The sequence below is a fragment of the Methylobacterium sp. WL6 genome, from assembly GCF_008040095.1.
Lineage (GTDB): Bacteria > Pseudomonadota > Alphaproteobacteria > Rhizobiales > Beijerinckiaceae > Methylobacterium.
The window spans coordinates 27,022-39,691 of the sequence record NZ_VRVH01000020.1 but is presented as its reverse complement, the minus strand read 5'-3'; the positions used below and the strand labels follow the sequence as shown (position 1 = coordinate 39,691).

General features: G+C 64.6%; 13 protein-coding genes and 1 pseudogene. 4 read left to right on the top strand and 10 right to left on the bottom strand.

Annotated elements, in window-relative coordinates:
• From FV230_RS05390 to FV230_RS05380, 3 genes and pseudogenes are all read left to right on the top strand, one after another.
• Positions 1-124: pseudogene (locus FV230_RS05390) on the top strand (IS3 family transposase); the annotation flags it as partial.
• A gap of 424 nt (positions 125-548) precedes the next feature.
• Complete coding sequence (locus FV230_RS05385) at positions 549-755, top strand: hypothetical protein (RefSeq protein WP_147841563.1); 207 nt, start codon at positions 549-551, stop codon at positions 753-755.
• Between the two features lie 639 nt (positions 756-1,394).
• Positions 1,395-2,393 carry a cupin domain-containing protein gene (locus tag FV230_RS05380; RefSeq protein ID WP_210248613.1) on the top strand — a complete coding sequence of 333 codons (999 nt, stop codon included), beginning with the start codon at positions 1,395-1,397 and terminating at the stop codon, positions 2,391-2,393.
• A gap of 193 nt (positions 2,394-2,586) precedes the next feature.
• Here FV230_RS05380 and FV230_RS05375 read toward each other — a convergent pair whose 3' ends face one another.
• From FV230_RS05375 to FV230_RS05335, 8 genes are all read right to left on the bottom strand, one after another.
• The gene (locus tag FV230_RS05375) at positions 2,587-3,219 is read right to left on the bottom strand and encodes a glutathione S-transferase N-terminal domain-containing protein (RefSeq protein WP_147841562.1); all 633 of its coding nucleotides are present in this window, start codon (positions 3,217-3,219) and stop codon (positions 2,587-2,589) included.
• A gap of 72 nt (positions 3,220-3,291) precedes the next feature.
• The gene (actP, locus tag FV230_RS05370) at positions 3,292-4,899 is read right to left on the bottom strand and encodes a cation/acetate symporter ActP (RefSeq protein ID WP_147841561.1); all 1,608 of its coding nucleotides are present in this window, start codon (positions 4,897-4,899) and stop codon (positions 3,292-3,294) included.
• On the bottom strand, positions 4,896-5,171 hold the full coding sequence (locus FV230_RS05365) for a DUF485 domain-containing protein (protein ID WP_243989016.1): 276 nt from the start codon (positions 5,169-5,171) through the stop codon (positions 4,896-4,898). The genes actP and FV230_RS05365 overlap by 4 nt, the downstream gene beginning before the upstream one ends.
• Before the next feature lie 750 nt (positions 5,172-5,921).
• Complete coding sequence (locus FV230_RS05355) at positions 5,922-6,980, bottom strand: adenylate/guanylate cyclase domain-containing protein (RefSeq protein WP_187275393.1); 1,059 nt, start codon at positions 6,978-6,980, stop codon at positions 5,922-5,924.
• Positions 6,981-7,110: 130 nt separating this feature from the next.
• A complete protein-coding gene (locus FV230_RS05350) occupies positions 7,111-7,656 on the bottom strand; it encodes a cytochrome b (RefSeq protein WP_147841559.1) in 546 nt (181 codons plus the stop codon).
• Positions 7,653-8,765: a catalase family peroxidase gene (locus tag FV230_RS05345; protein ID WP_147841558.1), complete on the bottom strand. Its 1,113-nt coding sequence runs from the start codon at positions 8,763-8,765 to the stop codon at positions 7,653-7,655. The genes FV230_RS05350 and FV230_RS05345 overlap by 4 nt, the downstream gene beginning before the upstream one ends.
• Positions 8,766-8,774: 9 nt before the next feature.
• Positions 8,775-9,548, bottom strand: a complete 774-nt coding sequence (locus tag FV230_RS05340; protein ID WP_246694749.1) for an anti-sigma factor — start codon at positions 9,546-9,548, stop codon at positions 8,775-8,777.
• Positions 9,545-10,075, bottom strand: a complete 531-nt coding sequence (locus FV230_RS05335; RefSeq protein WP_147841557.1) for a sigma-70 family RNA polymerase sigma factor — start codon at positions 10,073-10,075, stop codon at positions 9,545-9,547. The genes FV230_RS05340 and FV230_RS05335 overlap by 4 nt, the downstream gene beginning before the upstream one ends.
• 288 nt (positions 10,076-10,363) lie before the next feature.
• On the opposite strand from FV230_RS05335, the gene FV230_RS30555 reads away from it, so the two are divergent.
• On the top strand, positions 10,364-10,627 hold the full coding sequence (locus FV230_RS30555; RefSeq protein ID WP_147841569.1) for a hypothetical protein: 264 nt from the start codon (positions 10,364-10,366) through the stop codon (positions 10,625-10,627).
• Between the two features lie 95 nt (positions 10,628-10,722).
• Here the strand turns inward: FV230_RS30555 and FV230_RS05325 are convergent, their stop codons facing one another.
• Together FV230_RS05325 and FV230_RS05320 are read right to left on the bottom strand one after the other, a co-directional pair.
• Positions 10,723-11,427 carry an alpha/beta hydrolase gene (locus tag FV230_RS05325; protein WP_246694748.1) on the bottom strand — a complete coding sequence of 235 codons (705 nt, stop codon included), beginning with the start codon at positions 11,425-11,427 and terminating at the stop codon, positions 10,723-10,725.
• 229 nt (positions 11,428-11,656) lie between these two features.
• Positions 11,657-12,577: a LysR family transcriptional regulator gene (locus tag FV230_RS05320; RefSeq protein ID WP_147841555.1), complete on the bottom strand. Its 921-nt coding sequence runs from the start codon at positions 12,575-12,577 to the stop codon at positions 11,657-11,659.
• Positions 12,578-12,670: the final 93 nt, after the last annotated feature.

Sequence of the window (12,670 nt, the reverse complement as noted above, 5' to 3'; positions counted from 1 at the left end):
GCTGAAATACCAGCCGCCGGCACCGGAGGTGTTCGTGCCAGCCTTCTCCGCTTGGCCGGCTGCGCTCGCCCGACCAGCTCCGCCGGCCAAGCTACTCGTGGCGGAGCGGCCCACCGTGCACTAACTTCACCCTTGGACCACCTCGCGGGGGCCGATCAAATCCCCGAACAAGCTCGACAGACTGTTCTGATCGAGCACAGCATCAGCGGTTTGCCCGCGGCGCGATCCGCGGCGGGCAAACCCGTCATCCATGACGCCGAGCCATCTGCAACCCCCGTGAGAGGTCGATCCGGGTCTCGATCCGGAGATGTGCGAAAGCTCAGGCTGGCGACCACAGCACTGCCACGGTGTGTCACGTGGCAGTGCCCTCGTGAAGAACGGCACGCCCTCCCACCGGACGAGGATACATCCTGCCGCTCTCGCATGGCAGGCTCGTACGCGATGACGATCGTTCACCCGACGCGGCGGCTCGCATCCGCGGTACCGCCCACGCTCCACACCTCCGCCGATCCGCGCGCTATCATCCTGACGGATGATGTCCGACCAGCGTGCTCGATCAGGACCACGTCGCCGACAGCCTACGCATCGGCACTGCGATTCGGCACGGCTACTTCTCAGCCGAGACCGACGACAGCGCCGCGTTCCGAACCGAGCTCGGATCGAGGGGCGCCGATCAGGCTTCGACGATCATGCAGACCGCGAGATCGCGCAGCGCCTCGACCAGCAGGTCGGACTGGAACTCGGACGAGCGGTAGACGCGCTGATGACTGCGAGGGGACGGCTGCGCCGTGCCTCAATGCGCGCAACGATGGGCAGGTCGTAGGGTAACGTTCTGCCCCATCTGGGACACCGAGCGTGATCCGCCCGGCGGCGCTTCGGACGTACACCGATCCTGCGCGTCACGGATCCAGTTGATGATTAGGATCGGCCATTCAGTGCACACCGATCGGGATCGCAAAGGATGACCGACGGGATCCGGCATCTCGTCCAGAAGCGGACGTTCCGCATCCGACCCATCCCGGCCGCTTGCACCATGCCAGACATTTCCCGAAAGCAGCCATACGGCACGCCGGCACGTTCGATCCCTCGTAATCATCCATCACGACTACGTGAGTTTTTGGCATACAAAATTTCACGTACTCCAGCGCAGCAAAGACCCAGCTCTCTCGGGTTTGCTGTAGCCAGATTTGGGACACAAACGATGGACGCTAACCGACGCGCGTTTCTGGGAACCGCCGCCCTCGGAGCCGGTGGCCTAATGGCGCTGACGCAGCAGGCTGCTGAAGCAAAAACGGATCACGGCGCGCCGGGCGCGGGCGGCTTCGGCCGTGACGTTCAGCAGCTCCCCCCCGGGCGCGCAAGTCGCCTACCACGACCCTAAGGATGTCGGCGCCATGCCCGATTTCCATTTTTCCCTCGACGGCAACGTCCCGAAAGTCACGTCGGGCGGGTGGGCCAAGGAAGCGACCGTTCACCAGTTCCCCATCAGCAAGGGGATCGCGGGCGTCCATATGTTCCTTGATCCCGGCGCCTCGCGCGAGCTGCACTGGCACGCCATCGCCGCCGAGTGGGCCTACGTGATTGACGGCCGCTGCCAGACGGTTGTGCTCGATCCGTCAGGGGCGAGCGAAATCAACAATTACGAGCCAGGCGACCTCTGGTTCTTCCCGAAGGGCCACGGCCACTCGATCCAGACGATCGGCGACAAGCCCTGCCACTTCATCCTGTCGTTCGACAATGGCGCCTTCTCAGAGCACGGCACCTTCTCGATTACCGACTGGGTCGACGTGTCCCCGAAGGACATGCTGGCGGAGAATTTTGGGCTGCCGATGGAAGCGCTCAACGCCTTCCCGAAGGGCGAGGCCTACATCCAAGCCGGACCGGTCATCCCGCTCTCCCAGGCGCTAGATGCGCCTTGGCCGAAGGAATCCACCCACAAGTTCCGGCTCCTGAAGGACCCGCGCGCCGTGCGCGAGTTCGACGGCGGGACCTTCCGTCTTGCGACCGTCGACGAGTGGCCGGTTTCCAAGTCGATGTCGGGCGGCGTCATGACCATTCGCCCCGGCCAGATGCGTAAATTCCATTGGAACGTGAATGCCAACGAGTGGCACTTCTACCTGAAGGGTAAGGGCCAGGTGGCGCTGTTCGGCTCGGGCGGTCGCGGCAAGGTCGCAGAGTTCAATCCGGGCGATGTGGCCTACATCCCGATGGGCTTCGGCCACGCGATCAAGAATGTCGGCGACGAGGATCTGGAGATCATCCAGACTTGGGACAACGGCAAGTTCGAGGAGATCGACCTCGATGCCTGGATCAAGGCCAGCCCGAACTATCTGGTGTCCAACAACTTCGCCGGCGTGCCGACCGAGACGATCACGAAGCTGAAGCAGAGCTGATCGAAATCCTAATATCGACTGGAAGGGTGAGGTTCTTATGTAAAACCTCACCCTTCATAAATTAAGACAATCTGCTGTACCGGATTATCATATAAAACGTATGATTATACCGCTTACCCGCCCGAAAGCAGGCCGGCAGAAATCCACCCATCAGTGACATTCATGGTGGATACCAAGCGCCAAATCTCTGCCCCTAGACCACCCGGTCGGTGATGGTCTGAGCGTAGGGCACAGACGCCTGGAACGACGGGCGGCGCTCCAGCCGGTTGCTGAGGGCTGCCAGGTTCGGGTGCGTGTCGCGCCAGGGCAACTCCTGGAACCGCACCGCGAGGTAGCCGACCACCGTGCCGGCGGCGATGTCGCCGAGCGAGAAACGGTCCCCAACCGCAAAGTCTCGATCGCCGACGAGGCGGGCAATCTCGGCGAGCCCCCCATCGATCTTGCGGCGCTGGCGGGCGAGCCACGGCGCACTCGCGCCGCCCTCGCGTTGGCGCTCGAAAAAAGTCAGTACCATCGCATCGCAGATGCCGTCGCACAGCACCTCGAGTTTTCGTGCCGCGAGGATTCCGTGCACATCGGCTGGCAGCAGCGGCGTCTCGGGATGCTTGAGCTCCAGCCATTGCAGGATGTAGCTCGATTCGTAGACGCTGCTGCCGTCCGGCAGCAGCAGCACGGGCAACTTCTCAAGCGGGTTGTGGCGCGGCAGCGAGGTGGCAGCATCCCACGGAACCTCAGTGAGCAGGTCGAAGGGCAGGCCCTTCTCCGCAAGCGCGATGCGGACCTTTCGCGCGTAGGGGCTCGGTGTGGCGCTGATCAGCTGGTACATGGGCCGCGTCGTTTCATGGGTTGGCAGGTGCCGCGGTCCGTCGAAGTCCGCGGCGGCGGCGTCGCGTAAAGCCTATTCGGCGGGGAGCGCGCCCAGCCGATCGAATCGGGCGCGGTCGTCGGCGGCTTGCGCGCTGCGATCCATCCGTGACACCGCCCAGCAGGTGGCAAACGCCAGAGGCAGGGTGACCAGCGTCGGCGGGTCGATAGGGAAAATCGGCGCCGCATAGCCAAGCACCTTCACCCATACCGCCGGCCCGAGCACGGTAAGGCCCAATGCGCTCGCCAAGCCGACGACGCCGCCGGCGACGGCGCCGGTCGTCGTCAGCCCGCGCCAGTAGAGTGCGAGCAGTAGGATCGGGAAGGTGGAGGAGCAGGCGATGGCGAACGCCAAGCTTACCATGTAGGCGACGTTCTGGCCCTTGAAGGCGATACCCAAACCGATCGCCACGAGGCCCAGCACGAAGGTGGCGATGCGCGAGATCCGTACCTCGGATCCTTCACTCGCCTGTCCGCGGCAGAACACGCTGGCATAAAGGTCGTGACTGACGGCAGACGTGCCGGCGAGCGTCAAACCCGCCACCACCGCGAGGATGGTAGCGAACGCCACCGCCGAGATGAAGCCCATCAGGGCATCGCCCCCGACAGCGTGGCTGAGGTGGATCGCCGCCATGTTGCCGCCGCCGCGGAGCGCTCCGAGCGCATCGACATAGGCCGGGTTGCCGGCAGTCAGCGCGATGGCGCCGAATCCGAGGATGAAGGTGAGCGCGAAAAAATAGTTCATCCACGTCGCGGCCCAGAACACTGAGACGCGGGCGGCGCGCGCATTTGGCACCGTGAAGAAACGCATCAGGATGTGCGGCAGCCCAGCGGTGCCGAGCATCAGGGCGAGGCCCAGTGACAGCGCCGAAACCGGATCCTTGGCCGGGAATTGCGGGCCGAGGATCGCGGCGCCCTTCGGGTGAACGGCGGCGGCACGGGCCAGCAGGTCGCCGAAATCGAAGCGGAAGGCGGCCATCACCAGCACCGCGATCAGTGTGCCGCCGACGAGCAGCAGCCCGGCCTTGACGATCTGCACCCAGGTGGTGGCGACCATGCCGCCGAACATCACGTAGCAGATCATCAGGATGCCGACGACGAACTCGGCATAGAGGTAGTCGAGCCCGAACAAGAGTTGGATGAGCTGCCCGGCGCCCACCATCTGTGCGATGAGGTAGAACGCCACCACGACTAGCGAAGCGCAGGCCGAGAAGATCCGGATCGGACGTTCGGAGAGCCGAATGCAAACCACGTCGGTAAAGGTGTAGCGCCCGAGCCGGCGCAAGCGCTCCGCCAGAAGGAACACCACGATCGGCATGCCGGTGGTGTAGCCGACCGCGTAGATCAACCCGTCGAAGCCGGAGGCGAAGACGAGGCCGGTGATGCCGAGGAAGGCCCCGGCCGACATGAAGTCGCCAGCAATCGCCAGCCCATTCTGAAAGCCAGTGATATTCCCGCCCGCCGCATAGAAGTCGTCGGCCGTTTTGGTGCGCTTGGCAGCCCACCACGTGATCCAGAGGGTGAGCGCCACGAAGGCGACGAACAATCCGATCGCCGTGAGGTTCAGGCCGGAGCCCGGGCCGGCGGCGAGGGCGGGGCCGGCGAGGGTGCAAAGGACGAGCGCTAGGCCGAGCCGGATCATCGGGCGAGGCTCCGACGGGTCTCAGCGCGGTTGGCTGCGAGCACGTAGATCCCGGTGAGCGCGACGCCGAGGCCAATCACCCCGAAGGCGTAGGCGAACGCCCAGGTCACGGTGCCGCCGGTCATCACCGGCCGGGCCAGCATGACCGGCGCGAAGGCGGACAGCCCGATGAAGCCGAAATAGGCCGCGACGAGGACTAGGGTGAGGCCGACGCCAAGACGAATCGATTCTGTCGCCGCGCCCGGTTTCGGGGAAGGGATCGGTGTCGTCACGCCCATGCTCCGGCTTGCCGCACGCTTGCGGTTCCTCGGCGTGCGCCGGGCAAGCAATGCACGCGGCGTACCATAGCGCGGGTCCATCGATCCCACGGCTGTACCGGACGCGGCGGCGTCCGGCCTTCGTCCAGTCACTGGGGGAGCACTCGTCCTATAATCTCGAATGCGTATTGTAGATCGGCACCGGGGTCGATCATCTCACGCAGGGCAATCCCCGGCTGACGCCCTTTGCGATCGGGCAGATGTTCTGAAAACACCGCGATAGCGTCGATGTACCCTGGGCGGTGCGCGGGTACGTCTTGATCGACTACGCAGACCAGGGGCCGGGGTACGGGATGGAGTTCGAGATCGGCATCGCGTGACCGATTGACGATTGTCAGCCCTCGGCCCCGCCGCCCGATCCGATCACGGGCTGGCAGGGGGGGTACATCTCCCCCGCTGCGAGCCGACACGCATTATGAGGCCCACACGTAGGATGCCGCAACGCAGTTAGCCGGCCGTCACTGGAACGGGGCGCAGAACGGTGTCAAATTTGGCGGATGTTACCCGTGCCCTCGGTCCGCCCACGACCCAAGCTGGCTGTTTAAGGCCACGGCTCCTACTTCCGAAACCGGACATCGAGCAAGAGCTTAGGGCGCAGGCGAAGCCGCCATTAAATAGTAGGTCGTTTGATATACCTCCTAGTATCCAGTCGCAGGAAAAGGATATATTTCTCGGCGCGTTTCGATTTTCTAGGGGGGCATGTACTTATGAGCCTGCGGAGTAGAGTGACGTTTCCGATCGCTCTTGGACCGCGGCGACGCAAAGCGCTTCCTGCCGACCACGGACGTGGTGTGATCCCAGATCATTGGTGACCAGATCACGTGGAAATTCGCCGAGTCTCTTGAGCAAATCCCGAGATACCAGCACAGGGGTTCGAAGTTCTTTCGCGAGACTCTCAAGGCGGCTGGTGGTGTTCAAGGTATCACCGAAATACGCGATCTTACGATGCGCGAGGCCGACCTCAGCGGTCACGACGGAGCCGCAATGGAGAGCGGCCCGAAATTCTGGCACTTGACCGAACTGTGCCTGCCAGTCGGCAGAGTTCTCCCTGAGGTTTTGAGCGAAGTCGAAGACACAGCGTAGGCAAGCGGCGTCACGGGCGCCCTGAGCTATTGTCCAGCTCACCAGCGCCATGTCACCAACGTAATCGTCAATCGAGCCACGCGCGCGCGCGACCGGCCCAGCAAGCGCGCCAAAGATGGTGCCGAGATATTTCTGGGCTGCAAGGTCGCCGTGCAACTCAGCAAATCTAGTCGATCCAACCACGTCCAAGAACAGAAAAATCCGCTCCTCACTTATAGGGTGATGATATCGACCAAGTAGGAAGTTAGTGAAAACGCGCGGGCCGATGAGGTCACGGACCCGAAACACGAATGCCGCGAGTGCTGAAATTGCTAATGAGTAGGCAAACCCAGAATTTGACAGCATCATCGCAACCCGAGCATTTGGCATATATCCGAATACACGGTGGAGTATTGATCCGGCGATCGCGTTGCCGATGACGATCATCACCACATAGATTGCGACCGTCGCTGCTGCAAAGAGCGGCGTAGCTGCGTGGCGTATTCGCGCTCGCAGCCTCTGCAGAAACAGGCCGCGCTCGTAGAACAGGATTGGCGCTCCGATGAAGATGCCGCGGACCGCTGATGCAGTTGGTAACCCAACGTCGAAGATGACGGTGTAGAGGAGGCCGGCCAACCCGCCGATAGCCGGCCCGATGATCCAGAAGCCAAACCGAGATACTCGCAACGTCTCAAAATTCATCGACTGACCGCCACCGGGCTTTTAGGCCGAGCCAACTTTTCTCGCGTCGTGGGTGACGACGAAACTGACATCGATCAAACAGCCTGTTCCGTCGTCGTCATCATTGCTTTGTGGGCCGCTCCTTGCCGTGTCAATGAACGCGAGACGGCCGAGCTCGAGTCATGCTGGAGAAGACACCATCCCGGCGGATCAGCCCGTGCATCAGCGCGGCACCGAGATGGGCAAGGATGAGACCGAAAAATGCGTAGGCCAGCACTGTGTGAAGCGGACGCAGCCAGGCGTAGACCGTGGGATCGCGCGGCAGAATTGGCGGCAGCACCACAGAGCCAGCAAGCCCAATGGGGTAACCGGCTGCAGACAGCATCGCCCAGCCGATAAGCGGCAGCCCGAGCATCAATCCGTAGAGCAGGATGTGCGAGGCGTTTGCCGCCTGTCGCTGCCAGCCCGGAAGGTCCGCCGGCAGTTCGGGTGGCGGGTGGCGCCACCGGTTGACGAGGCGGAGCCCCGCAAGGATCAGGATGCCGATGCCGAGGGGACGGTGCAGCGCCACGAGGGCATCATAGTGCACCAGGGAGGTCACCATCGCCACGCCGATGAACAGCATGGCCAGGATCATGCCGGCCATGGTCCAGTGCAGCAGCCGGGCCCGTCGGTTGAAGTGCGTGGTGTTGCTCACAATCCGGCTCCTGCAGCGGGGACATCGTGGACGGCGCTCGGCGCTTTCGGCTCACCGGCGCGTCGCGTGAAGGATTGCGCGTAGGCTGCCGAGCGCGCGCTCAGCAGCGGATCATCCGATCCCGCGATGCCGGTGGGCAGGACCAGGGGGTCGAAGTTGACGTCACGGCAATTGCCGTCGGCCTCCGCCTCTGTCGCGGTCACGATCACCGTCCCGAGATCGACGCGCGTCCGCTCGGCCGGCCAGGGACGCGTCGCGTCCGCCGTGGGATCGCCTGCTTCGCCGAGGGAGACGACGAGGTGCCAGCGGACGGGCGCCCGATGGACCGCGGACTCGAAGTCGTCAAACAGGTAATTCTTGTCCGCACGTGCGGTCTGAGCCACACTCTCGGCTGTGGCGGCCTGCTCCGGCACGAACGCCCAGCGAACGGGCGTTTCCGTGCCGTCTCCGGCCACGAACCGGAAGGCGTTCAAGCCCCGGAAGGTGTCGTCGGCGAACCCGGAGGTGATCGTGCGCGCCTTGATCAAGGCCACTGCCGTCGTGCTCTCCGGGTTCGCGGCGAAGAAGGCTTTAAGTGCCTCGGGATCGTGCTTGCCCGTGGCCGGATCGGGCTTGGCGGCGAGAAGCTGGGCATAGAACGCATCCGGGGTTCGCACCGGGAAGACCGGGATGTCGTTGTTGCCGGTGCGCCATTCCTCGCCGTCGGGAAGTTGGAAACGGAGTGCGAGGCTGCGCACTATGGTCGATGCATCCGCTGCGTAGGGCTGGCCGCCCGCGAGCGCGATGCGCCCGGTGACCGGGGTGATCTGGCCCGCCGTGAACAGCGACGCTTTCGACAGGCTCTCGCCCCGGCCGCTGCTCTCGAAGCCGCCGGCTAGGCAGAGCCCCTTGGCGTGGTTGCGTCGGAACCCCGGATGCGGGCCGTTGACCCGCTCGAAGCGGTCGACGATCCGAGCCTGGGTCAGGGCGCCCGGCGAGAACCAGCCACCGGCATAGGCGAAGGCCCCGGCGGCGGCGACGACAAGCCCTCCGATGGCACCGAGGCGCAGGATGACGGCGCGCGGGTTGAGAGCCGGACTAGCGCCGGTCAGGTCGTTAAGGAGGGACATAGCTGGCCTTCAGATCTTCTTCGCGGTGGCGCGTCGGATGTCATTGGCGAGCGGGTGAAGGACCGCCGGGTCGGCCGCTCCTACGAGGCTGTAGCCGAGCCCGTCCTGAGCCCAGGCGTAGCCGTTCGACGTCGCGGAGATGTACGGCTGCATCGGCGCGTCGCTGGGCACGGACATCGGCCGCATCAGCATCACGAAGCGCGCGCCATGCCCGTCATCGTACATCAGCAGCCCGGCTGGCCCCTGGGCCGTTGCGACGAGGCGTCCGCCCATGAGGTGATAGCCGGAGCTGCTGAGGTCCGGCACGCCCACCGGCCGCCTGAGCCGGGCCGAGAACCAGCCAGCAAGCTCGTCCCGGTCGGCTGCGGCGAGCTCGACCGGACGGGTGTGGTCTGGGGCATAGACCGCGTAGTTCATGCTCGCCGCCTGGGCCAACGCCTCGATCCCAATCGGCACCGGCGAGACCGCATCGCGCAGGCCCCAGCCTCCGGCGCCGCCGAGGAGAAGTAGCAGCCCGGCTGCCATCGCCTGCCAGACTGGACGTTGCGGGCGACGGTGTGCCTCGACGATCCGCGTCAGGTTCAGCTGGGCAGGGACCGGCTCTGCGGCGATGGGCGCTAAGGTGGCACGCATCCCCTCGCCGAGGGCGACGAGGCGGTCGACCCGTGCTCGCGCCTCGGGATGTTCGGCGAGATAGGCCTCAACCTCACGCCTCCGGGCGGCATCGAGCCGCTCGTCCACTAGGCCCTGGAGATCGTCGTCGCTGATGGGACGCATGGTCATTTCACCCTTCGCAGAAGCGGGCGCTTGGCGGGAACGGCCGCCTCCGCGCCGTCCATCAGCTGGAGCATCCGGTCTCGGGCCCGTGACAGGCGGGACATCACGGTGCCGGTTGGGATGGCAAGGATGTCGGCGGTTTCGGCGTAGGACAGTCCTTCCACCGTCACGAGGAGGAGGACGCTGCGCTGCTCCTCCGGCAGGGCATCGAGCGCGCTCATGAGGTCGCGGTGGCGAAGGCCGCTCTCCTGTGTGGGTGCCACAGCGAGGTTGGCTTCTGCCGTATCCTCGATCGGCATGTGCGCACCGCGCCGAGAGCGCTGGCGCATCTGCGTCACGGCGAGGTTGTGGAGGATGGCGAAGAGCCAGGTCCGCGTGTCGCCATCGATTTGGCGCTGGTGCCACCGACCGACGGCCCGTTCTAGGCAATCCTGCACGAGATCGTCAGCGTCGGTGGGATTGCGTAGGAGAGCACGGGCGTAGCGGCGCAGGGCCGGGATCAGCGGCTCCATAAGGCGCATCATGTCCGTCATGTCCGGTCTCCTGGCATGGGCGGGACTCCTCCGTTGCAGGTCGACCGGTGCAGACTCGCTCCGGGGCTGGCGACTGAGGCACGGACGCTGCCGTTTCGAGATTATTCCAGCCGCGAACCGAAAACTTTCACCGGCTCATCGTATCTCGGATCTCACCAGTGCTGGCCCGGAGGCGGAATCAGAATTTTTCGATGAAGCGCGGAATAAGCCAGCGAAGACGTCGTCTGTCCGGCATCGCTGCTCGACGAAGCCGGATCGAGCATAGGACAACGGAGACCTGCCATGATGATAATCAAGACCTTCTCGGCCGTCGCAGTCGCGTCCGCCTGCACCCTCGCTGCTCTGACGGGTGCCTCTCAGGCCCGCCCCGTCCCGCATCCGACGGACGGCCCCATGATTACCGGCTCAATCGTGGCGCCAGCGCGCTCCGCCAGCTGGCTCGGCAGCATGAACACTGATAGCGGAAACGCTCGGAACCCGGCCTTGCTGGGCTATGCTCAGGGTCGTGGCAAGGAGACCGGCGGCCCAGCTCGCGAACTCATTCCAATCTAAACCGGCTTTCCCCGAGCGCGCTCGAGCCCGTGCTTCGGGGCGACCCGCGTGGTATTTGCCGGCCTCGTTTAGTTGGTAACTAACGAGTTCGGAAGTTAGCCACCGTGGGTTTGGAGCCAACCGGCAATCTCGCCCACCACCTTCTGCTCGATGCCGTAATAGCCGTGGGGTGAGAGCGAACCACAGGCTCTGTCCGAACGTTGCATGCCGCCGCTGATTGATAGGACCAGAACGCTCGGCGAGCGCGTCATGGCCGCAGCGATGCGTGGGGCCATCTCAGGCGGAGCCACGTTGCAGGCGTCGTCGCGATTTGCCACGACCAGCACCGGAATGCGCACGCCCGATGGATCCGCGTCAAAGACCGTTTCGGTGCTTCGTCGTCCAGGCACTGACACGGACTCGGTCAACACCAAACCCGCAATGAGGCCCAGCCGGGCGTGGGCGGCTCCGTTCATCGCCGCTATCGTCCCTTGGCTGGTACCGACCAGGAAGACGGGTGCAGGCGCATGGGCTCGGGCGTAGGCCGCCAAACCCTCTACCAGCCGGCCATATTCCGGGGAGCTTCGCACGCCCCGCAGGGTCGCGTGATCGATCGTGTCGGGGATCAGCACGGCGTAGCCCCTTGCCACCCAGTCGGCCCGCGTGCGGACGACGAAATTGTCATCGTGGCGCAGATCGCCGTCGCGCTGAACGCCGATGTCGCCAGACCCACCCGGCAGCATGACGAGCGTCGCTCGGGGATGAGGTGGTGCGTCGTAGAGAACGTGCTGGTTCAAACCGTCCCCGAGCGACAGAGTCACCACCCGATCTCTTGCAACAAGGGTCTGTTCCGCCGGTCCGGTCTGGGCGATCGCCGGGGCGCCGAGCAAGCTGACAGCAGCGAGCGAGAGTAAGGATCTACCCAGCGTTGTAGGGGCCATCCTGTTTCTCCATCCCGCGGATCTTAAAGCACTCTCGCTCTACCACAGGACGTGGAGGGCAGCCGATCAGAACTGCGAGCGACCTCCGTCGATGGCGATTTCGTCCCGGTCACCCCGGTGGGCCGCCGAGGTCGGGGTGAGAGGCAAAGGCGGCCGCCAACATGGTCACAAAGCTACGCACCTTGCTGGCGATGTTGCGGTTGGCCGGGTAGGCGGCGTGCAGCGGTATGACCGGCAAACGCCAGTCTGTCAGAACTGGTACGAGCGTGCCGGCGCGGATTGCCGGACCGACTACGAAGGCGGGCTCGAGCGCTATGCCCGCTCCTGCAAGGGCGGCGGCCAGCAGCGTTGGTCCGTTGTTGCATTCCAGCCGGGGCAGGATCGAAACGGCGGCAACTTCACCATCCCGGTCGAACCGCCATCTGCGGCCCCACCGCAGCTCAGAGAAATGAAGGCAAGCATGCGTCGTTAGGTCCTGCGGGGTCGCCGGTACGCCGCGGTGGTCGAGGTATGCCGGAGACGCGCATGCGATTATCGGGGATGACCCAATCTGCCGCGTGACAAGCGTCGGCTCGACAGCAAGCGCACCGCGGATTGCCAGATCGAAGCCGTCGCTGATTAAGTCCACTGCGTCGGTCGATAGCTGAAGATCGATCGAAACGGCCGGGTTTTCGGTTAGGAAGCGCGCGGCCACTGGGGCGACGTGATCGGGTCCGAGGTCCGGAGGCGCTGCGATCCGTAGGCGGCCGACCGCCTCGGTCTGGAAGGCCGTTGCGGCTCGCCCGGCATCCCGCACACGTTCCTGGATGTCGGCGAGAGCCTCTCTGTACACCGCGCCGGCTTCCGTCAGCCGCACGGCGCGCGTGGAGCGTTGTAGCAGTTGGACGCCCAGGCGCTCCTCCAAGGCGCGGATCTGCGCACCGACGGCTGAACGGCCCATTTCGAGGTCTTCAGCTGCGCTCGTGAAGCTCGCCCGCTCGGCAACGGCAAGGAACGCTATGATGCCGGCAAGCGGATCGGTTGTCTTCATGTGCCCGCCAATCCGCCAAGGGATGCACGATCATCGATCTTATCCCGGCGGATCGCAAACGGTAGCTCTGGAGAACGACAACCATACCGACAG